Consider the following 21,229-nt stretch of genomic DNA (forward strand, 5'->3'; position numbering starts at 1 on the left):
GCACATTTTGTGCATCGTGCATGTCATGTGTATCGTGCACATGCACCCTCGCCCCCGACGACGCAGGAGAACACGATGGCCGAACCCGAGTCAGCAGCCGGGCAGGCGTCCCCACCGGAGGTCCCGGCCGTCCGGTCCGGCGGCGGGATCGTCGCCGTGCTGGCCGTGGCGGGCATCGTCGCCGCGCTGATGCAGACGCTCGTGGTGCCGCTGATCGGACGGCTGCCCGGCATCCTGCACACCAGCGCGTCCAACGCGTCCTGGACGGTGACCGCCACGCTGCTCGCGGGCGCGGTCGCGATCCCGGCCGTCGGACGGCTCGGCGACCTGTACGGCAAGCGGCGGCTGCTGCTGGTCAGCGTGGTACCGCTGGTCGTGGGCTCGGTGGTGTGCGCGCTGTCGTCAGCGGTCGTCCCGATGATCATCGGACGCGGGCTCCAGGGCGTCGGCATGGGACTGATCCCGCTCGGCATCAGCGCGCTGCGCGACGTGCTGCCGCCCGAACGGCTCGGCGGCGCGATCGCGCTGATCAGCTCGTCCATGGGCATCGGCGGCGCGCTCGGCCTGCCGGTCGCGGCGGCGGTCGCCGAGAACACCAGCTGGCGGGTGCTGTTCTGGGCGTCGGCCGTGCTCAGCGTGGTCATCGGCGTGCTGATCTGGATGCTCGTCCCGGCGACGCCCGTCCGCGCGAGGTCCGGACGGTTCGACGTGATCGGCGCGGTCGGGCTCGGCGTCGGCGTGGTCTGCCTGCTGCTCGCGGTGTCCAAGGGCGCGGACTGGGGCTGGACGAGCGGCACCACGCTCGGCCTGTTCGGCGCGGCCGTGATCGTCCTGCTCGCGTGGGGCGTGTTCGAGCTGCGGATCACCGACCCGATGGTCGACCTGCGGACCACCGCACGCCGCCAGGTGCTGCTGACGAACGTCGCGTCCATCCTGGTCGGCTGCGCGATGTACGCGCAGTCGCTCGTGCTGATGCAGCTGCTCCAGCTGCCGAAGGCGCTCGGCTACGGCCTCGGCCAGTCGATGTTCGCCGCGGGCCTGTGGATGGCCCCCGCCGGGCTGATGATGATGCTGATCTCGCCGCTCGGCGCGAAGCTGTCGGCCGCGCGCGGCCCCAAGACCACGCTGTGCGCCGGAAGCCTGGTGATCGCGCTCGGCTACGGCGTCTCGCTCGCGCTGATCGGCTCGGCCTGGGGCGTCCTGGTCGTCGCGCTGGTCATCAACGGCGGCGTCGGCCTCGCGTACGGGGCGATGCCCGCGCTGATCATGGGCGCCGTCCCGCAGTCCGAGACGGGCGCGGCGAACAGCTTCAACACGCTGATGCGGTCGCTCGGCACGTCCACCGGCGCGGCGCTGGTCGGGGTCATCCTGTCCCAGATGACGGTCTCGGTCGCGGGGCACGTCCTGCCGTCCGAGGACGGGTTCCGCGCCGCCATGCTGCTCGGCTGCGGCGTCGCCGTCGTCGCCGCGCTGGTCACGCTCACCCTCCCGAGGCGCCTGGTCCCGGCGACGTCGCCCGCCGCGACCGCCGAACCCGCCGCCCGGACGCGCTCCTGACCCGGGGCAGGGCGTTCCGCTCCGGAACGTCCTGCCTACAGTCGGAGGGTGGACATCGACGAGCTGCTCAAGCGGTACGCCTATCCCGACCGGACGCCGTGGCTGCGGGCGAACATGATCGCGACGCTGGACGGCGGCATCCAGTACAAGGGCGACACCGGCGCGCTCGGATACCCCGGTGACCACGCGCTCATGGCCGCGCTGCGCGGCCTCGCCGACGTGGTCGTCATGGGCGCGGCGACCGTCCGCGAGTACGACTCCTGGCCGGACGACGCGCCGCCGCTCGCGATCGTCTCCCGCAGCCTGGACCTGGACCTGGACGGCGGCCTCTTCGACGGCGGCCGGACGATAGTGATCACCTGCGGGTCCGCCTCCGCCGACCGGCTGGAGCGGGCCCGCGAGCGCGCGGACGTGCTGGTCGCAGGGGAGGCGTCCTCCGACATCGGCGCCGCGCTGGACGAGCTGGCCAGGCGCGGCCACCAGCGCCTCCTCTGCGAGGGCGGCCCGACGCTGCTCGCGCAGGTCGCGGCGGCCGGATGGCTGCACGACCTGTGCCTGACTCTCAGCCCGATGATCATCGCCGGGGGCGCCTCCCGCATCCTGAACGGCCCGGACCTCGACGTCCCGCGGCGGATGCGCCTGATGCACGCCATCCCGGACGGCGACTACCTCTTCACCCGCTACACCGTGGAGTGAACGTCCCGGCCCCCGAGGGAGCGGGTCACTCGACGTTGTGGCGGGTGTAGGCGGGCTCGCGCCACCCGAGGACGGCCTCGGTCATCCGCACCGCGTCCACGGCCTGCCGCACCTCGTGCACCCGGACGATCCGCGCGCCGAGCATGATCGACGCGACCGTGACCGCGATCGTGCCCTCGACCCGCTCGCGCTGCGGCCGGTCCAGGGTCTCGCCGATGAAGTCCTTGTTGGAGATCGCGGCGAGCAGCGGGTAGCCGATGTCGGCGATCTCCGGCAGCCGCCGCGTCAGCTCCAGCGACTGCACGGTGTTCTTGTTCAGGTCGTGGCCCGGATCGATGATGATCCGGTCCGGCCCGACGCCCCGCTTGAGCGCGAGCGCGACCCGGTCGCGCAGGAACGCGGCGACCTCCGCCGCGACGTCGCCGTAGACCGGGCGCGGGTAGCGGGTCCGCGGCTCGGCCAGGCTGTGCGTGATGATCAGGCTGGTCCCGGCCTCGGCGACCACGTCGGCGAGCCGCGGGTCGTGCAGGCCGGTGACGTTGTTCAGCACGTCCGCGCCGCCCGCGAACGCCGCGCGCGCGACCTCCGGATGGTAGGTCTCGACCGAGATCACCGCGTCGGTGCGGGCCCGCGCCGCCTCGATCACCGGCAGGACGCGGTCGATCTCCTCCTTCGGCGACACCTCCGGGCCGGGCGCGAACGGGACGCCGCCGATGTCGAGCCAGTCCGCGCCCTCGTCGAGCGCCTTGTCGACGGCCTCGACGGCCTTGTCCAGCGCGAACGTGCGTCCCTTGTCGTGGAAGGAGTCGGGCGTCCGGTTGATGATCGCCATCACCGCGACCTGCCGGTCGAAGTCGAAGGAGCGGCGTCCGATCGTCCGCCGGGGGCTGACGAGCTCCGGCGCGTAGACCCGGTGCGGGGCGGCTCCTGCCACGATGACCTGCCTTCTCCGGTGCTTCGGCGCGGCGGTTCGATCCCGCCGGGGGCTGAGCCGGTCGGGGGACCGATTCGGCTCAGCCTATCCGGGTCGCCGTTCCCGCCGCCGCGTCCGGCCGGGTGACCGGTTCGGCGCGCGGCCCGTCAATTCCGCGGGACCGTATTCAAAGGTGAGTGACCCAAAGTGACCGGGGGTGCGGCGCAATTCCGTCAGACGGGCCTCCGGACGGCCGGACCGGGCCGCTGCCCAGCGGAGACGGGGCACTTCCGGATGCGGAAGCCGTTTGTGCCGCCACTCGGGACCTCTGGGGAAATAGGGGACAGGCATGACCAGTGGGACCGTTTCTTGACCCTGTGTTGGTCCTTCTCCCAAGCATTTCTCGGGAAGTGGCCCGTGCTCACCATGATTGTTTGATCTCATAGTGAAGTCACATCATTACATAGAGTCATGGGGAGTCAGGGAGGGCCAGATGGTCTGGGACTCGGGACCACCGGAGCGCAGGGGGACCGGCCGGGGGAGAAGGAAACCGGTCGTGCGCTACGCGGTCATGGCACGTGACGAGAGGTTCCTCCTGCTGAGACGGAGGTTCGCCCGGCTCGCGCTGGCGGTCGCCGGGTCTTTCCTCGGCTGGTACTTCCTCTATGTCGCGCTTTCGGCGTTCGCGCGTGACCTGATGGCGCGCCCGGTCGCCGGCAACATCAACGTCGCCTTGGTCCTCGGGGTGCTGCAGTTCGTGTCCACGTTCGCCCTCGCCTGGTACTACGCGCGGTACGCGTCCGAGTCGCTCGACCCGATCGCGGCGGCCCTCCGCGAGGAGGCGGACGCCCCGGCCGCGATCCGGGCCGCCCCACGGCGCTCGGAACTGCGTTCACCCGCCGTCGAGGACGACCCGACCCCCGAGCGGCGGACGCGACCGGCGCCGGCCTCCGCGGAGGAGCCGGTGGCTTTCGCGGACGAGCCCGCGCACCCGGCGCAGCCGGAGAAGGAGTTTGAGGAGGGGACGCTTCCGGAGCCTGAAGGAGGTCCGGAAAATGTGCCGGGCCCACCAGGCGACCCGGCGGAGGAGATTGCGGAACCGGCCGTCCCCCCGGCAGGGGACGAGGCGGCTCCGGCCCCCGGCTTGACCAAAACGGCCCCCGCCACCAGCGCGAACGGAACCGACCGGGTTCCCGACGCGCCCAGCGCGAAGCAGGCCCCCGACGTGAACGGCGCGGAGCGGGCCTCCGAAGTGAACGGCGCGGATCCCGTCCCGAGCGCGAACGGTGTGAAGCCCACGTCGGGCGCGAACGGAGCCGAAGCGGCCCCCAGCGCGAACGGAGCCGAACCGGCTCCCAGCGCGAACGGCGCGAGAGCGGTTCCCGGGTCGGCGCGGAAGCAGAACGGGAAGCCGGGGCCGGTCCCGAGCCCGGCGAAACCCAAGGACGACGGCCCGGACGCGTGGTCCGGGACGGGAGCACGACCGGACCCGGGGTGGTTGCGATGATCGGTCATGTCCTCGGCGGAGCGGCGACGCTCGCCGCCTCCGTGCCTCCCCAGGACCCGGGCACCGCCAGCGGCAACGGCCGCACCGTGACGTTCGGGCTGTTCCTGTTCTTCATCGTGGTCACGCTCGGGATCACGGTGTGGGCGCGCCTCAACACCAAGAACGCGGTCGACTACTACGCGGGCGGGCACGCGTTCTCCGGGCCGCAGAACGGCATCGCGCTCGCGGGCGACTACATGTCCGCCGCGTCCTTCCTCGGCATCGCCGGGATCATCGCGCTGTCCGGCTACGACGGTTTCCTCTACTCGATCGGGTTCCTGGTCGCGTGGCTGCTGACGCTGCTGCTGGTCGAGCTGATGCGGAACTCGGGCCGGTTCACCATGGCGGACGTGCTGGTCTACCGGGTGCGCAGCCAGCCCAAGGTGCGGACGGCCTCGGCCGTGTCCACGGTGACCGTCTCGGTCTTCTACCTGCTCGCGCAGATGGTCGGCGCGGGCGCGCTGGTCGCGCTGCTGCTCGGCATCCACCCCGGCGAGACGTTCCTCGGGATGTCGGCCGAGGCCGCCAAGACCTGGACGATCGTCGTGGTCGGGGCGTTGATGATCTTCTATGTGATGTTCGGCGGGATGAAGGCCACCACCTGGGTGCAGATCATCAAGGCCGTGCTGCTGATCGCCGGTGGGATCGTGCTGACCGCGCTGGTGCTGGCCCGTTTCGGCTACAACCTGTCCGGGCTGCTCGGCTCGGCCGCCGCGTCGTCCGGCAAGGGGTCGGCGTTCCTGCAGCCCGGCCTGAAGTACGGCAAGGACGTGCCGGGCGACGGCTACCACACGCTGCTGAACAAGGTCGACTTCATCAGCCTGGCGCTCGCCCTGGTGCTGGGCACCGCAGGACTGCCGCACGTCATCACCCGGTTCTTCACCGTCCCGGACGGCCGCGCGGCGCGCACCTCGGTGAACTGGGCGATCGGGCTGGTCGGCGCGTTCTACCTGATGACGCTCGCGCTCGGGTTCGGCGCGGCGGCGCTGGTCGGACGCAAGGCCATCATGGCGCAGGACCCGGCGGGCAACACCGCCGTGCCGCAGCTCGCCAAGGCCCTCGGCGACCACGTCGGCGGGCCGGTCGGCGGCGACCTGATGCTGGCGTTCATCGGAGCGGTCGCGTTCGCGACGATCCTCGCCGTGGTGTCGGGGCTGGTGCTCGCGTCGTCCACGTCGCTGGCGCACGACTACTTCGGGAACGTGCTGATGTTCGGCCGTCCGCGCGAGTCGCAGGAGGTCGCGGTCGCCCGGTTCGCGGCCTGCCTGATCGGGGTGCTGGCGATCGTGCTCGCGGTCATCGCGAAGAACATGAACGTGGCGTTCCTGGTCGCGCTCGCGTTCGCGATGGCGGCGGCGGCGAACCTCCCCGCGATCGTGCTGTCGCTGTTCTGGAAGCGCTTCAACTCGGCCGGGGTCGTCTCCGGCATCTACGGCGGCCTGATCAGCTCGCTGGTGCTGGTGTTCTTCTCGCCGGTCGTGTCCGGCAAGGTGGACCCGCTCACCGGGCAGAGCCTGTCGCTGTTCCCCAAGGGCGTGGACTTCCACTTCTTCCCCCTGGAGAACCCCGGCATCGTGTCCATCCCGTTCGGGTTCCTGTGCGCGGTCCTCGGCACCTACCTCGGACGCGAGGACGCCGACACGCGGCGGTACGACGAGCTGTCGTTCCGCTCACTCACCGGCGCCGGTTCGGTCTGACCGAAAACGGATCGTCCGGACGGGCGGGCGGGGTGCGCGTCGCGCGCACCCCGCCCGCCCGTGTTCGCGGGGGGCGCGGGCAGTGATCACTTTCGTGAGGGGACTAACACCGCCGGAGGGTCTGCCAATATCCGCCGGTACGGCAGGCTTGTGCGCATGAAGTCCACGTCCCCGCTCGCCCTGGCCCGCTCGACCGGAGCCACCGTGCTCGCGACGGCGGCCATGGCGGCGCTGCTCGCGGGCTGCGGCGGCGACGGCGGGTCGGCGACCGCGAAGTCCGTCCCGAGCGCCCGCTCCTACCAGGGCGCCGCCGAGATCGGACGGGCCCTGCGCGCGGCGGGCGCGACCGGCTGCAGCACGGACGCGTCCCGCGTCGAGTGCCGCTACCAGGGACGCTACGTCGCCGCGACCGTCATCGACCCGAGCCTCGGCCTCACGATGGACACCGCGCTGCGCAGCTGGCGCAGCGGCGTCGGGCAGAGCGCGCTCGGCGAGAACGGCGCGTTCGCGATCCTGCGCGGACCCAACTGGCTCGTCACCGGGCCGGACGGCCTGGTCGACCGGGCGCGCGGCGACCTCGGCGGACGGGCGTACCACTGCGACCACCCGTACGGGAAGTGCTCCTGAGCCCGGTGTCCCGGCGTGTGTCCCGATGTGCGGGAGTGCCGGGGCGGTCCCTGAGCGCCGTGGCAGAATGACCGCAGCCGGTCGGACGTCCGCCGCCCGGACGGATCGGGACCCCGTGGAACGCGGCCGGCTGCCGGGAGGAGGTGCGGTGACGTGCCCCCTGACGGCCGCCGCCTCCGCAGGCTCCGCCGTCGCGGCACGACGCGTCCGCTCGCCCGCATCGCGCCCGCGCCTTTCGCCCGCATCGCGTCCGCTCCTCTCACGCCCGTCCGCACCGCGTCCGTCCGCACGGCCGCCGTTCTCACCGCGCTGACCCTGGCCTCGGCGGTCGCCGTCCCGATCGCGACCGCGCCCGAGTCCCGGACGACCCCGCGCGGCGCGAAGGCGGGCGACGCGAAGTCGAGCGCCGCCACGTCCCGGACGTCGCGCGTCGCCGCCTCCGCGCCGCTGCCGTTCCCGCAGGCCCCGGAGGGCCCGGTGGACATGATCCGGTCGCGCGAGTGGCACCTGTCCGCGCTGCACGTGCCGAAGGCGTGGAAGCGCTCGCGCGGCGCGGGCGTCATCGTCGCCGTCCTCGACACCGGCGTCGACCGGCACCACCCCGACCTCACCGGACGCGTCGTCGCCGGGCCCGACATGACCGGCGGGACGCGCCGTCCGGGCAGCAGGTACTGGGGCCTGCACGGCACGTCGATGGCCAGCATCATCGCCGGGCACGGGCACGGCCCGGGCGGCGCGCAGGGCGTGATGGGCGTCGCGCCCGGCAGCCGCGTGCTGTCGCTGCGCGTGACCTGGGAGAACGACGACCCGATGCGCAAGGACGACGCGCAGGTCAGCCACGCCCGGGACGCCATCGCGCAGGGCATCCGGTACGCGGTCGACCACGGCGCGACCGTCATCAACATGTCGCTGGGCGGCGGCAAGCAGTACTACGACGGCGACTCCTCCGAGGAGGACGCCATCCGGTACGCGCAGAGCAAGGGCGTCGTGCTCATCGCGTCCGCGGGGAACGACGGCGCGGGCGCGAACCGCAAGAACTTCCCGGCGGCCTATCCCGGCGTGATCGCCGTCGGCGCGCTCGACCGCGACATGCACCAGTGGAAGGACAGCAACCGCCGCTCCTACGTCGCCGTCTGCGCGCCCGGGGTGGACATCGTCAGCGCGGACGCCGACGACGGCTACGTGGTCGGCACCGGAACCAGCCCGTCCTCGGCGATCGTGGCCGGGATCGTCGCGCTGCTGCGCTCGCGCTACCCGTCGCTGAACCCGGACCAGGTGCGGCAGGCCCTCGTCGAGGGCTCGTCCGGGCGGGGCGTGCAGCCGTCCGGCAACTGTCCCGGCGTGCTGGACGCGTCGCGCGCGATGACCGCCGCCGCCCGCATCAGCAAGGAGCCGCCGAGACCGTCCGCGCCGTCCGTCCGGACCGAGGACGCGCCCGACGCGCACGGCTCGGAGAGCGACTCCAACCGGATCTACCTGGCCGTTCTCGGCGGCGGGGGAGCGCTGCTGCTCATCGGCCTCTTCCTCGGCTGGCGTCAGCGCCGCCGTTCGGACGACGACACCGAGCCGGACGTCGAGCCGCCCGCGCCCGAGCCGGTCCCCGTGAGGCGCGCGCCCGCGCCGGAGCCTCCGCCGGTGATGTCGTTCCAGCCCGCTCCGCCGCGTCCGGCCGAGCCCGCGCAGCCGCATGCGGTTCCACCGCCCGTGGCACCGCGTGTCGTTCCGCCGAGGGAGCCCGTGGAGCCGCTCGCCGCTCCGACGTTCTCCGGCGAGCCGTCCGACTGGAACCCGGCGCCCGCCGAGGCGGAGCCCGGGACGCGGGCGGCGTTCGACCCGCTGGGCGATCCGCTGAGGGGCGGGCCGGGGTCGGTGCAGGGGGCCGGGCCGCTGAGCGAGCAGGAGCCGCGTCCCGTCGAGGACGAGCCGGGGCTCAGCGACGAGGAGTGGGAGCTGTTCCGGCGCGGCGTGCTCGCCGAGGCCGGGACGCCGATCCCGCCGGCCATGCCGCCGCTGGAGGACCTCCAGACCGGGGCCGTCCCGGACGCGCCGCCGCCCGGGCTCGCGGACGGCCCGGGGCACGGGCCGCTGCCCACCTCGCTGGACGACGCCCTCGGCGGCCGTCCGCGCCGCCGCCGTCGTCCGGTGGTCGCGGACGACGACGACTACCGTCCGCCCTGGTGGTGACCGGACTACCGCGGCGGGCGTAGCCGCGAAGCCGCCGCTCGTACGACGACACGTTCCGGACCGTCCACGGAGCATCGGTGCATCCGAACCCGAGGAGGAGTCCGATGCACCCGCTGATGATCACCGCCGCCGCCCACCCCGGCTGGCAGGACCACGACGGACCCGGCTGGTGGGCGGTCTTTCCGATCACCTTCGGCCTGCTGTGGATGGCCATGATCGGTTTCGTCGCGTTCCAGCTGGTCAAGCGGCGTCGACGGGGCGGCTGGCGGTTCCCGCAGGCCGCCGCCGCCGGGGGATCCGCGAATGCCACGCGTCCCGAGGACCTGCTGGCCGAACGCTTCGCCCGGGGCGAGGTCGACGAGGACGAGTTCCATTCCCGGATGTCGGCGCTGCGCGCCGAGCGTGAGTGACGCCGGACGGCGAGGGGGCGGGCGGGGCCGGGGTCAGTCGGCCCCGGCCTCCCGGAAGATGCGCTCGACGCCCTCGGCGTCCATCATCGCGGGCGACTGCGCGGCGGCGTCGGCGAACCGGGTGAGCAACCGGGCGAACTCGGTCCTCTCATGCTGGGTCCAGCCGCTCATCAGCTCCTCGAAGTAGGCGCGGCGGAACCGCTCGGCGACCTGCCGCACCCGCTGCCCGGCGTCGGTCAGCCCGAGGTTGGCGCGCCGGGCGTCCACCGGCGACGGACGGCGCGAGACGAGCCCCGCGTCGATCGCGTGCCCGACCAGGCGGCTGGCGGTGGACGGGTCGATCTCCAGCCGCTCGGCGACCGCGCCGACCGTGACCTCCGGGCCGCCCGCGCACTCGGCGAGGGCGGCGACGGCGTGCACGACCATCAGGTTGGACAGCTGGAGCGGCCGTCCGCCCGGCCCCGCCGAGGTCTGCGCCCGGATCTTCCTCATGAGGTCCGGGCGGGCCCAGACGCGGCGGAGGTGGAACAGCGCCAGCGTGATGTCGGAGAGGGACGACTCGTCCGGCACGGGCGCGGCGGCGGGGTCCGGCTCGGGGTCGGGCACGGGAACGGCGGCCATGTCGGGCACGGTGGCGTCGTCCGGCGCGGGCGCGGCGGGCTCGCCGGGCTCGGACGTGGCTGACTCGGACGTGGCGGGCCTCTCCGTCGTCATGCTCGGCCTCCCGGCGGGTGGTGGCGCGCGGTCCGTGCTCGGGGCTGCATGGATGCGCTATGCACACGTTACCGCGTGTGACCTGCGGCTCCCCGCCACCCCCGGGCGAGCCCGGTCCCCGGGCCGGGACGCCCGCCGAGGGGCGCGGGCGGCCCGGCGGGGCGGACGGCCCATCCGCGTGAACGGCCGGAGAATGTCCGCCGGGACGCGTAGAGTGGCCTCGGCCGAACCCGGACGACCCGGGATCAGTGACCACCAAAGGGGACGCCGTGCCGGCGGCGGACGATCACGGCGACGGCTCCCAACAGGACGGCAGCATGAACGATGGCTCACCTCTGCCCCCGGTGAACGAGGGCCCGGAAGACGACGGCGCGCCCCTCCCGAACGGCACGCCCCTCCCGAACGACACGGCCTCCCAGCACGACGCGGCCCTCCCCGGCGACGCGGGCCTTCCGAACGACACGGGCCTTCCGGACGACGCGGCCTTCCCGGCCGACCTCCTGTCCGAGCGCGACCGCCAGATCCTCGCCTTCGAGCGGCAGTGGTGGAAGTACGCCGGAGCCAAGGAACAGGCCATCCGCGAGACCTTCGACATGTCGGCGACGCGGTACTACCAGCTGCTCAACATCCTCATCGACCGGCCCGAGGCGCTGCGCCACGACCCGATGCTCGTCAAGCGCCTGCAGCGGATGCGCACCCAGAGGCAGCGGCAGCGCGCCGCGCGCCGTCTCGGCCTCCGCCCCTGACCGGCGCTCAGCCGCTCAGGCGGTTACCGGCGCTCAGCCGCTCAGGCGGTTACCGGCGCTCGGCCGCTCAGGCGGCTATTGGCGCTCAGCCGCTCAGGCGGCTATTGGCGCTCGGCCGCTCAGGCGGTAACCGCGTCGGGGGCGACCCGGCCCCGCTCACCGCGAGCGGCGGCTTTGAGTCGCGCCCGCCGTGGCCGACACTGGTCATGTGAACCCTTCCTCCTCCCCCATCAGCCCGGAGGGCGAGGACGCCCTCGCCGCCCTGCGCGCCGATCCCGGCGGGGCGGTCCTCGGCTTCGACTTCGACGGCACGCTCGCGCCGATCGTCGCGGACCCGGCGGCGGCGCGGGCGCATCCCCGCGCCGCCGCGGCCCTCGCCGCGCTGGCTCCGCGGGTGCGGGCGCTGGTCGTGGTGACCGGACGCCCGGCGAAGGTCGCGGTGGAGTACGGCGGTTTCGAGGGCGTCGACGGGCTGGTCGTCCTCGGGCAGTACGGAGCGGAGCGCTGGGAGTCCGGCGCGCTGACCTCGCCCGAGCCGCCGCCCGGCGTCGCCGAGGTGCGCGCCAAGCTGCCGCGCGTGCTGGACGCGGCGGGCGCGCCGCCCGAGACGTTCGTGGAGGACAAGGGCCGCGCCCTCGCCGTCCACACGCGCCGCTGCGCGGAACCGCAGGTCGCGCTCGATCGTCTCCGGAGCATCATGGACGCGCTGGCCGAGCGGCACGGCCTGGTCGTCGAGCCCGGACGGTTCGTCCTGGAGCTGCGTCCGCCCGGCATGGACAAGGGCGTCGCGCTGCGCGCGTTCGTCGCCGAGACCGGACGTCCGTCGATGCTGCTGTTCGCCGGGGACGACCTGGGCGACCTCGCCGCCTTCGACGCCGTGGACGCGTTCCGCGCGGACGGCGTGCCCGGCTTCAAGCTGTGCAGCGGATCCGCCGAGGTCACCGAGCTGGCCGCCCGCGCCGACCTGGTCGTGGACGGCCCGGAGGGCGTCGTCGACTTCCTCGGCACGCTCCTGCCCGCGCCCTCCTGACCGTCCCCGAACGGCTCTGACAGGCGCGAGGGCTCTGACCGACCCTGGCCGGTGCGGCGCGGGTCGTCCGCGACGTGCGCTTTCGGCAGGATCGGACGGCCTGTACCGACGATGAGGATGGGCCAGGTGCGAATCAGGCGAACATTTGCGCAAAGATAAGGTAATTTCGCTGCGCCCGGCTGACGCGCGGCCGGACGAGACAGGTGGGGAGCGCTGACGTGGACACTGGACCCGGAATCCCGCGACGGCCGGCGGGGCCGCGCGAGACGTCCCGTGACCCCTCGGGCGCACCGACCTCCGGCATCCCCGTCCAGCCGTCGGCGCAGCCACTCGCCCAGCAGCACGGCGCATATCCGGACGAGCAGTACGGATCCGGCGGGTATCCGACCGTCCAGTCGCCGACCGGTTCGGGCGGGCATCCCCACACGCGGGACGTCCCGGCGCAGCAGGGATACGCCCAACAGCAGCAGCCCGTCCAGCAGATCCAGCCTGAACAGCAGTTCCAGCCTGAGCGGTCGCAGGGGGCTCAGCCGCCCGGCGCGTCCTACCCGGCCCGGGGCTCGGACGAGCTGGGGGTGCGCGAGACCAGCGGCGTCGAGGTGCGGATCGGGTCGTCGCGAAGCGAGCGGAACCGGATCCGGCGCGAGCAGCGCGGACGGCGCGAGCAGCGCGGACGCGCCGGACGGCGCAAGGGCCTGCTCGCGGGCGCGGCGGTGCTCGTGGTGGCCGCGGCGGCCGTGGGCGCGTTCGTGCTGATCCCCGGCTCGGACGGCGGCAAGGGCGACGGCACGACCGCGTCCGGCGGCGGGGGCTCGTCCGCGCCCGTGCAGCCCGGCCGGATGCCGAGGACGGGCACCCCGGTGACCGTCAGCACGGCGGACGGCAACAAGTACCAGCTCGCCGCCGTGGACACGGGGACGGGCGACGGCGCGTCCACGCAGCAGACGACCGCGCCGTCCGGCTACGGGTTCGCGTACGTCGAGTACGTGCTGTCCAACCCGACCCACGACAAGGTGCTGCTCGACTTCCCCGGCGACGTGTTCGTCAAGCGCACGCGCGTGGAGGGCTCGGGACGCGGACGCTGCATGCCGCAGGTCGGGGTGCCCGAGGACATGTGCACGCCGCCGACGCACAGCAACGTCGTCCGGGCCCTGCGCGGCGGCCAGCTCATCAAGGGCGACGGCGAGGACAGGTACATGCCGCCGGGCTCGGCCTACCTCGTCCGCGCGACGGTGGACGTCCCGGTCGCGAAGGAACTGAAGACGGGCGATCTGCGCCTGTTCATTTGGAAGCGGCTCTACATGGCGAACGCGAGCGCCAAGGAGGCCCCGCTCCCACGCTGACCCGAAACGAGAAGGGCCACCGCGATCTCGATCGCGGTGGCCCTTCTCGTTTCAGGTGTGGCGGATCAGCTCTCCGCCTCCGGGTCGTCGGCGAGGATGCCGTAGAGGCGGCGGCGGGCGTCGTTCACGACGTCCAGCGCGCGGGACTGCTGGGACGCGCTGCCCACGGCCATGACCTGGTGCAGAGCCCCCATCAGCTGCCGGACGGCCTCCCGCGAGTGCAGGACGTTCTCGCCGGCGGCCTCGGTGACCTCGTCCCAGGGCGCGGTGGTCTGCGCGGACACCTCCGCGCCGCCCACGTCGGTGAGGGAGAACAGCCGCTTGCCGCCCTGCTCCTCACTGCTGACCAGGCCCTCGTCCTCGAGCATCTGGAGCGTCGGGTAGACCGAGCCGGGGCTCGGCCGCCAGACGCCGCCGGTGCGCTCGTCGAGCTGCTGGATCATCTCGTAGCCGTGCATCGGACGTTCGGCCAGCAGGGCGAGCAGCGCCGCCCGCACGTTGCCGCGCCGGGTCCGGCGCCCGCCGCCCCGGCCGCGTCCACGGTGGCCTCCCGGACCGAAGCCCGGACCGCCGGGACCGAAGCCGGGCCCGCCCCATCCGAACGGGTCGTCGCGGCGCATCCGCGCCTCGGGACCGCCGTCGGAGCGGGGCCCGCGCCCGCGCCGGCCGCCGCGCTCGTGGTTCCTCATGGACTCGCGCATCGTCATCATCTCCTGGGGTCGTTCGATCGCGATGCATTAACGATATATCGGCGAACGCTCGGTCGCAAGCGCACCCCCCTTGACAGAAACTCATCAGGCGTTGAATATCGGAGTCAGGGGGTGGTGTCCCATGGGACGCACCAAGAACCGGGTCGACGGGGACCCGAACGACCTGAACGGCCGGACCACGGTCTGCGTGGTGGGCGGAGGACCCGCCGGGGCCGTCCTCGGTCTCCTGCTCGCCCGCTCCGGGATCGACGTCGCCGTCCTGGAGAAGCACGGGGACTTCCTGCGCGACTTCCGGGGTGACACGATCCACCCGTCCACGCTGGACGTGCTGGACGAGATCGGCCTCGGCGACCGCTTCGAACGGCTCGACCACCGCAAGGTCAGCGCGATGGACCTGGTCACGGGCGACGACGAGTTCACGGTCGCCGACCTGCGGACGCTGCGCGAGCGGCATCCGTACATCGCGATGGTCCCGCAGTGGGACTTCCTCACGATGATCACCGAGGCGGCGGCGGAGCTGCCCGGCTTCCGGCTGCTGATGAAGGCCGAGGCCACCGGCCTGCTCACCGAGGACGGCCGGGTCACCGGCGTCCGCTACCGGGACGCCGCCGGAACCGAGCACGAGATCGCCGCCGCGCTCACCGTCGCCGCCGACGGACGGCACTCCACGCTGCGCCGCGCCGCCGGGCTGCCCGTCCGGAGCCTGGGCGCGCCGATGGACGTGGCGTGGTTCCGGCTGCCGCGCGAACCGGGCGACCGCGAGAACCCGTTCCTGCGTCCGGGCGCCGGGCGGATGATGGCGATGCTCAACCGCGAGACGTACTGGCAGATCGCCTACCTCGTCCCGAAGGGCGGCTGGTCACGGGTCCGCGACCGGGGCGTCGAGGCGCTGCGCGCCGACATCGTCGAACTGCTGCCGTTCCTGGCCGACCGGGTCGGCGGGCTCGAACTGGACGCGATCAGCGTCCTGGACGTCCGGGTGGACCACCTGCGCCGCTGGTATCGGCCCGGCCTGCTCTGCATCGGGGACGCCGCGCACGCCATGTCCCCGATCGGCGGGGTCGGCATCAACCTGGCCATCCAGGACGCCGTCGCGACCGCGAACCGCGTCGTCCCGGCGCTGCGCGAGTCCGGGACGGTCGGCGTCGGCGACCTCGCCGCGGTGCAGCGCCGCCGCATGCTCCCGACGCTGGTCGTCCAGGCCGCGCAGCTGGCGGTGCAGCGGTTCGTCATCGAGCGCGTGCTCGACGGCCGTCCCCCCGCGCTGGGCGCGGTGAAACGCGCGCGAGCCCTCCGGACCGTCCGGCTGCTGCTGGCGCGCGGCGTGGGGTTCGGCCCGCTCCCGGAGCACGTCCGAACACCGGCCGCGCTCTGACCCGAGGGTGGTTTGGCCTGAAACGGCGTCGGGCCCCGCGATGGATCGCGAGGCCCGACGAGGTCGTCCGGGATCAGGGAGCCTGGAGCTTCAGGTTGTCCAGGATCGCCTTCACGATGTCGGCGTTGTCGGTCTGCCGGATCCGGACCCACGCGCCGTACTTCTGGTCGGCCGAGTGCAGCGCGACCTCGGTGACCTGCGGCGTTCCGGTCTTGCACCCGGTGAACCGCAGGATCGTCCCGGTGAGGTTCTTGTCCGGCGAGGTGTAGGTCTCCGGCGCGCCCTTCGTGCAGGACGAGTGGGTCGAGACGCCGAGCGGCAGCGGCTGCGACTTCGGCATCGCGGTCGTCAGGCCGACGAACACACCCGGGGCCGTCCCGACGCCGCGGAACTTCGCGACGTCCGGCGTCGCCCGCAGGACGGGCCGGGCGGTGGCGTCGCCGGCGAAACCGAGGGAGCTCGGCAGCCAGGTCTGGCCCTCGGCCTTCGGCCACGCCTTGGGCACGGCCGCGCCGATCTTGCCCGAACCGTCCGTGATCCGGACGAAGTCGGCCGGGAGGGACGTCTTCTTCCCGCCCTTGCCGCCGCCCTTCTTGTCATCCTTGGAGAAGATCGAGCCGAGCGCGAGCCCCGCGACGAGCGCGACGGTCAGCACCGCGGCCGTGATCAGCAGCGGGGTCAGGTATCCGCGCCGGCCGCCGCCGCCACCGCCACTGTTGCCTCCGCCTCCGCCGCCACCGGGCCCGGACGGCCCGCCGGGACCGCCGCCCGAGCCGCCGGAGTCCTTCTTCCGCCGTCCGAAGGACGAACCCTTACCGGACGAAGGGGGCGGACCCGGCGGACCGGGAGGCTGCTGCTGAGGTTGATAAGGCGGCGGCGGGTACCCGTGCGGGGGCGGACTCTGCGAAGGCCCGGGACTCTGCCGATAGGGATGTCCGCCAGGCCCGGGACTCTGCCCCGGACCGGGCCCGTAGGGCTGGCCACCGGCCGGGCCACCCATCTGGCCGCCCATCTGGTCACCCGCCTGGAACACCGCCGTCTTGCCGTCGTTGCCCACCGTCGGAGGCACCTGGTCTGCGAACCGTCCGCCGCCCGGCTGGTCGAGGATGGTCTCCTCGCCGCTGGCGCGCGGTCCGACCGGGTAGCCCGCCCCGGCGGCCGAGCCCCGCGGCCCGGCGGACGGACCCGGAGGCAGCGCCATCTCGGTCGTGCGGGAGTCGTCGGGCCCGCCGTCCGGCGGAAGGGTCTCCGAGCCGGGCGGACGGTCCCCGTAGGGATACTGGGGAGAATGGTCACGCACGGTCGCCTCCGGTGCCTCGTCCTGGACACCGGGGTATGACGCGTCCTGCGGGGTGCCGGGTTCGCCCGAATCGACCGTTCGCTGTGGGGACGGCACGTCCATGATCGTGTCCGGCGCGTCCGCCGAGCCCTCGATCACCGTGACCGGAGCGGGGGCGGGCGTCCCGGCGGCGTCCGCGGGCGCCTCGGCGGTGACCTTCGCGCGCAGCTCGGCCAGCGCCTCGGCGAACGCCTCGGCCGTCGGCCAGCGCTTCTCCCGCTCGACCTCCAGGGCGCGCAGGATCACCTCGTCCGTCCCCGGCGGCAGGCCCTCGCGCAGCTCACTCGGCGCGACCTGGATCGGCGGCTGGCCCGGCGCCCGCCCCGTCAGCATGTGGAAGGTCAGCGCGCCGAGCCCGAACACGTCCGCGCGCACGTCCAGGCCGCCGCCGAAACGGGCCTGCTCGGGCGACATGTAGCCGGGCGTCCCGACCGGGAGGGTGAACGCGCCGGACGCGTGCGCCAGCGCCTTGGCCAGCCCGAGATCGGCGATCAGCACCTTCTCGCCGCCGTCCGGGGTGGACTGGAACAGCACGTTCGACGGCTTGAGGTCACGGTGGATCACCCCGAGGGTGTTGATGACCTCCACCCCGTACGCGGTGTCCTCGGCCAGCGCGAGCGCCTCGGCGACCGGAAGCGGACGCCGCTTCATCCGGTCGGCGAGCGTCCCCCGGTCGGCGTACGACATGACGAAGTAGGGACGGCCGTCCGGGAGCTCTCCGATGTCGTGCACGCGGACCAGCCGTTCGGAGTCGGCGCGGCGGAGGATCCGCGCTTCCTCCAGGAACCGGTTGCGCACATCGAGGTCGTCCAGCAGGCTGCCGTTCAGGACTTTGATCGCGACCATCGAGTCGAGCGCTTCGTCGTGCCCGAGCAACACTGAGGCGAACGCCCCGGACCCGAGAGCGCGGTCGATTCGGTAACGGCCGACAGTAGAGGGGAAGGACACTCCCGTATCATGCCCAACAAACGGGGTGTGTGTGCGAGCGAGGTCGAGGCACGGCGATGGCATTCGATGAGAGAACAGAGGACCTGGCGCTGAAGGCCGCCCGCGGAGACGCGAGCGCGCTGGACGAGCTGCTCCGGAAGATCGAGCCGGACGTGCTCCGTCACGCGTCCCGCTTCCTGCCCAACCGACAGGACGCCGAGGAGGCGTGTCAGGACGCGTTGCTGCAGGTCGCGCGCAACATCCACCGCTTCGAAGGGCGGTCCCGCTTCTCCACCTGGCTGCATGTCGTGGTGGCGAACTCCTCCCGGTCCACCTACCGGTCGCTCAAGCGCCGCTCGGTCGAGCAGGCGGGCGAGCTGCCCCAGCAGCGCCCCGACCCGCGTCGTACCAGCGTGATCGCCGGATCCCGGGTGGACATCCTCGACGCGATGGAGGACCTGGAGTCCCGCAAGCCCGACCTGATCCAGGCCCTGGTGCTGCGCGACGTCTCCCAGCTGGAGTACGCCGAGATCGCCGAGCAGCTGAAGCTGCCGCTCGGCACGGTGAAGTCGCGCATCCACGAGGCCCGCAAGCAGGTCCGGCAGACGCTCGGAGAGTCCTACACCTGACCGTCCCGCCCGCGGCGGGCACGCGCGGTTCCGCTGCGAGCGGGCACGCGCGTCCCGCTCGCCGCGGGCGCCAAAGGTCGGCAATGGCTGGGCCAAACGGGCGCGAATCCGCCCTGGTCAGAGGCGTCGGTGGGTCACCATGCCCTGCATGGCCACTGGTACCGCCCCGTCCGCCCGGCCGGTCTTCGTGTTCGGCTGCCCGCGGTCGGGGACGACGCTGCTCCAGCTGATGCTGCACTCGCACCCGCGCATCGCGATCCCCGCCGAGACCCGGTTCGCCCTTCCCGCCTACACCGGAAGGTGCGACTTCGGTGACCTGGAGGACAGGGAGAACAGACGTCGCCTCGCGGAGTGGATCACCTCGCGGCGCGAGACCAGGTTCGCCGATCTCGGCCTGCCCGCGGCGGCGGTGGCCGAGGAGATCACCGGCGGCCCGGCCACGCTCGGCTCGGCGCTAGGCATCGTGTTCCGCGCGTACGCGCGCCGGTTCGACCGCGTCCGCTGGGGCGACAAGCGGCCCAGCTACTCCAAGCACGTCCCGGCGCTGCTGCGGATGTTCCCGGACGCCCAGTTCGTCCACCTCGTCCGGGACGGCCGCGACTGCGTGGCGTCGCTGTGCGAGATGCCCTGGTACAAACTCGACGTCCACCACGCGATCGCGGCGTGGCGCGAGGCCATCGACATCGGCCGCCGCACCGCCGCCCGCCTCGGCCCGGACGGGTACTTCGAGCTCCGCTACGAGAACCTCGTCGCCGATCCGGCCGCGGAACTGTCCCGGCTGTGCGGATTCCTCGGCGAGGACTTCGATCCGGCGATGACCGAGCCGCGGCACATCGCCGAGCTGACCGTCCCGCCGCAGAAGAAGTGGCACAACCGGACCCGGTCGGCCGTGTCGTCCGGGCGTGTCGGATCGTGGCGGACGCGGCTCGAACCATGGGAGATCGGGCTCGCGGAGGCCGCGTTCGGCGACCGCCTCACCGACCATGGCTACGAGCCGAGCGGCCTGGCCCGTCCGAGCCCCGCGCTGCTCGCGCGGTTCGCCGCGACCGCCGCACACCGCCGGATGGCGCACCACAAGGCCGACATGCGGGAACGCTGGCGACGACTGCACGAGCCCAACCCGGTCGCCTGCCTGCTCGAACCCGCCGCCGAGGCCGCTGCGCCCTAGCCGAGGGCGTCGAGCTGGTCGGCGAACCAGCGGGCGGGCGGGAGCGCGGTCGCGGCGTCGGCGAGGCGGCGGCAGCGTTCGCCGCGCTCGCCGGACGGCATGAGCAGCGCGTGGTGCAGCGCCTCGGCGGTCTGCGACACGTCGAACGGGTTGACCATCAGCGCGTCGTCCGCGAGCTCGGCGGCGGCGCCCGCCTCCCGGGACAGCACCAGCGCGCAGCCGTCCGCCGACAGCACCGGGCCCTCCTTGGCGACCAGGTTCATGCCGTCCCGGATCGGGTTCACCAGCAGGACGTCCGCCAGCGTGTAGGCCGCGAGCGAGCGCGGATAGTCGTCGTCGACCTGCACGATCAGCGGATTCCAGGAGGGCGTCGCGAACTCGTCGGAGATCGCCCGCGCCATCTCGTGGACGGCCTCGGTGTACGCGCGGTACTCGGCGAGGTCGGTCCGCGACGGGTAGGCGAACGCCAGGTGGACGACCCGTCCGTGCCACTCGGGGTGCGTCGTGAGCAGCTCGCGGTAGGCGGCCAGGCCGCGCACGATGTTCTTCGACAGTTCCGTCCGGTCGACGCGGACGATCAGTTTGCGGCCGTCCACCTGCGCGCGCAGCGTTTCCTTGCGTTCGGCGACGTCCGGCTGTGCGGCTCGTGCGCGCAGGGACTCTGCGTCCACGCCGAGGCCGTGCACCCCGATGTGGGTCGTCCGGCCCGCGTAGGTGACGGATCGGCCGTCGACGCGTGCGCCGGGCAGGAGTTCGGCGCAGCAGGCGAGGAAGGCGTCCGCCCAGCGGCGGGTGAGGAATCCGGCGTGGTCCGCGCCGAGGATGCCGCTGAGAACGGCGACGGCGATGTCGTCCGGCAGCATCCGGAAGTACTCCGGCGGCGCCCACGGCGTGTGCGAGAAGTGCGCGATGCGCAGGTCGGGACGGCGCTCGCGGAGCATGCTCGGCGCGAGCGACAGGTGGTAGTCCTGCACGACGGCCTTCGCGCCCGGGCCGGACGACTGGGCCACCGCGTCCGCGAAGGCCGCGTTGTACGCCTCGTAGGACTGCCAGTCGCGGCGGAACCGCGCGTCGAAGTGCGGCGCGACCGGCGTCTCGTACAGCAGGTGGTGGACGAACCAGAGCGTCGAGTTCGCGACCGAGTTGTAGGCGCGGTGGAAGGTCGAGGCGGGGATGTCGAGCATCCGGACGGCCGCGTCGCCGGTGTCGTGCCCCGCCCGGTCGAGCCGTCCGTCCGGGGCCTCGCGCGCGGCCTCCCGGTCGGCGTCGCCGAGCGCCGCGCACACCCACAGCACGTCCGTCCCGGCCGCGACCCCGGCCAGTCCCGACACCAGCCCGCCGCCGCCGCGCCGCGCGGTCAGCCCGCCGCCCTCGCTCCGGGTGAACGACACCGGACCACGGTTGGACGCCACCACGATTCGACTCATGAAGGCAGCGTCTCAGCCGGGACGCCACCACATCAAAGGGACTCGCGTGACCGGTCGCCACAAACCTGTCGCCACCTCCCCGGACATGTCCCGGCGGCGTGACAGAAGTCTGTCGGGGTGACCAAGGACACGCCGTCCAGACGTCTCAGGTGCCGAGACGCCGGTGTCCGCGAACCGGTCAAGTCATGTAA

18 protein-coding genes are annotated in these 21,229 nt (G+C 73.1%); 13 read left to right on the plus strand and 5 right to left on the minus strand.

Annotated features, from left to right (window positions below; genetic code table 11):
* Positions 1 to 75 precede the first annotated feature (75 nt).
* Together P696_RS0127575 and P696_RS48540 are read left to right on the plus strand one after the other, a co-directional pair.
* Positions 76 to 1,557: an MFS transporter gene (locus P696_RS0127575; protein WP_026414850.1), complete on the plus strand. Its 1,482-nt coding sequence runs from the start codon at positions 76 to 78 to the stop codon at positions 1,555 to 1,557.
* A gap of 48 nt (positions 1,558 to 1,605) precedes the next feature.
* Complete coding sequence (locus tag P696_RS48540) at positions 1,606 to 2,253, plus strand: dihydrofolate reductase family protein (protein WP_034487198.1); 648 nt, start codon at positions 1,606 to 1,608, stop codon at positions 2,251 to 2,253.
* Positions 2,254 to 2,278: 25 nt separating this feature from the next.
* On the opposite strand, the gene folP is transcribed toward P696_RS48540, so the two are convergent.
* Positions 2,279 to 3,187, minus strand: a complete 909-nt coding sequence (gene folP / locus P696_RS0127585) for a dihydropteroate synthase (RefSeq protein ID WP_026414851.1) — start codon at positions 3,185 to 3,187, stop codon at positions 2,279 to 2,281.
* Between the two features lie 535 nt (positions 3,188 to 3,722).
* Here folP and P696_RS53710 point away from each other — a divergent pair.
* The 5 genes from P696_RS53710 to P696_RS57570 all read left to right on the plus strand — a co-directional run bounded on the left by P696_RS53710 (position 3,723) and on the right by P696_RS57570 (position 9,630).
* Positions 3,723 to 4,673, plus strand: a complete 951-nt coding sequence (locus P696_RS53710) for a DUF485 domain-containing protein (protein ID WP_064744130.1) — start codon at positions 3,723 to 3,725, stop codon at positions 4,671 to 4,673.
* Entirely contained in the window at positions 4,670 to 6,409 is a 1,740-nt protein-coding gene (locus tag P696_RS0127595; protein ID WP_084338256.1) for a solute symporter family protein, read from the plus strand. Before P696_RS53710 ends, P696_RS0127595 begins: the two co-directional genes overlap by 4 nt.
* 156 nt (positions 6,410 to 6,565) lie before the next feature.
* Entirely contained in the window at positions 6,566 to 7,036 is a 471-nt protein-coding gene (locus tag P696_RS0127600) for a hypothetical protein (RefSeq protein WP_034487286.1), read from the plus strand.
* 153 nt (positions 7,037 to 7,189) lie between these two features.
* Positions 7,190 to 9,220, plus strand: coding sequence for a S8 family peptidase (locus tag P696_RS53030; RefSeq protein WP_051468245.1), 2,031 nt, complete (start codon positions 7,190 to 7,192; stop codon positions 9,218 to 9,220).
* Between the two features lie 104 nt (positions 9,221 to 9,324).
* Positions 9,325 to 9,630 carry an SHOCT domain-containing protein gene (locus P696_RS57570; protein ID WP_051468246.1) on the plus strand — a complete coding sequence of 102 codons (306 nt, stop codon included), beginning with the start codon at positions 9,325 to 9,327 and terminating at the stop codon, positions 9,628 to 9,630.
* A gap of 33 nt (positions 9,631 to 9,663) precedes the next feature.
* On the opposite strand, the gene P696_RS48555 is transcribed toward P696_RS57570, so the two are convergent.
* On the minus strand, positions 9,664 to 10,344 hold the full coding sequence (locus P696_RS48555) for a MarR family winged helix-turn-helix transcriptional regulator (protein WP_245627835.1): 681 nt from the start codon (positions 10,342 to 10,344) through the stop codon (positions 9,664 to 9,666).
* Positions 10,345 to 10,844: 500 nt separating this feature from the next.
* On the opposite strand from P696_RS48555, the gene P696_RS57015 reads away from it, so the two are divergent.
* From P696_RS57015 to P696_RS53035, 3 genes are all read left to right on the plus strand, one after another.
* Positions 10,845 to 11,090: a DUF3263 domain-containing protein gene (locus P696_RS57015; protein ID WP_051468257.1), complete on the plus strand. Its 246-nt coding sequence runs from the start codon at positions 10,845 to 10,847 to the stop codon at positions 11,088 to 11,090.
* Positions 11,091 to 11,298: 208 nt separating this feature from the next.
* Positions 11,299 to 12,120 (plus strand): trehalose-phosphatase, encoded by an 822-nt coding sequence (otsB, locus tag P696_RS0127625; RefSeq protein ID WP_026414856.1) that lies wholly within the window; start codon positions 11,299 to 11,301, stop codon positions 12,118 to 12,120.
* Between the two features lie 218 nt (positions 12,121 to 12,338).
* Positions 12,339 to 13,463, plus strand: a complete 1,125-nt coding sequence (locus tag P696_RS53035; protein WP_051468247.1) for a hypothetical protein — start codon at positions 12,339 to 12,341, stop codon at positions 13,461 to 13,463.
* 65 nt (positions 13,464 to 13,528) lie between these two features.
* On the opposite strand, the gene P696_RS0127635 is transcribed toward P696_RS53035, so the two are convergent.
* The gene (locus tag P696_RS0127635) at positions 13,529 to 14,164 is read right to left on the minus strand and encodes a PadR family transcriptional regulator (protein WP_245627836.1); all 636 of its coding nucleotides are present in this window, start codon (positions 14,162 to 14,164) and stop codon (positions 13,529 to 13,531) included.
* Between the two features lie 130 nt (positions 14,165 to 14,294).
* On the opposite strand from P696_RS0127635, the gene P696_RS0127640 reads away from it, so the two are divergent.
* Positions 14,295 to 15,548, plus strand: coding sequence for an FAD-dependent oxidoreductase (locus P696_RS0127640; RefSeq protein WP_084338236.1), 1,254 nt, complete (start codon positions 14,295 to 14,297; stop codon positions 15,546 to 15,548).
* 73 nt (positions 15,549 to 15,621) lie between these two features.
* On the opposite strand, the gene P696_RS58870 is transcribed toward P696_RS0127640, so the two are convergent.
* Positions 15,622 to 17,835 carry a serine/threonine-protein kinase gene (locus P696_RS58870; protein WP_026414859.1) on the minus strand — a complete coding sequence of 738 codons (2,214 nt, stop codon included), beginning with the start codon at positions 17,833 to 17,835 and terminating at the stop codon, positions 15,622 to 15,624.
* A 56-nt stretch (positions 17,836 to 17,891) separates the two neighbouring features.
* Between P696_RS58870 and P696_RS0127650 the strand changes: the two genes are divergently transcribed.
* A complete protein-coding gene (locus P696_RS0127650) occupies positions 17,892 to 18,443 on the plus strand; it encodes an RNA polymerase sigma factor (RefSeq protein ID WP_026414860.1) in 552 nt (183 codons plus the stop codon).
* A gap of 148 nt (positions 18,444 to 18,591) precedes the next feature.
* On the plus strand, positions 18,592 to 19,611 hold the full coding sequence (locus P696_RS0127655) for a sulfotransferase family protein (protein ID WP_026414861.1): 1,020 nt from the start codon (positions 18,592 to 18,594) through the stop codon (positions 19,609 to 19,611).
* Here P696_RS0127655 and P696_RS0127660 read toward each other — a convergent pair.
* Complete coding sequence (locus P696_RS0127660; protein WP_026414862.1) at positions 19,608 to 21,038, minus strand: alpha,alpha-trehalose-phosphate synthase (UDP-forming); 1,431 nt, start codon at positions 21,036 to 21,038, stop codon at positions 19,608 to 19,610. The two genes, P696_RS0127655 and P696_RS0127660, sit on opposite strands and share 4 nt — an antisense overlap.
* Positions 21,039 to 21,229: the final 191 nt, after the last annotated feature.

This window comes from Actinomadura oligospora ATCC 43269 (genome assembly GCF_000518265.1).
Taxonomy (GTDB): Bacteria; Actinomycetota; Actinomycetes; order Streptosporangiales; family Streptosporangiaceae; genus Spirillospora; species Spirillospora oligospora.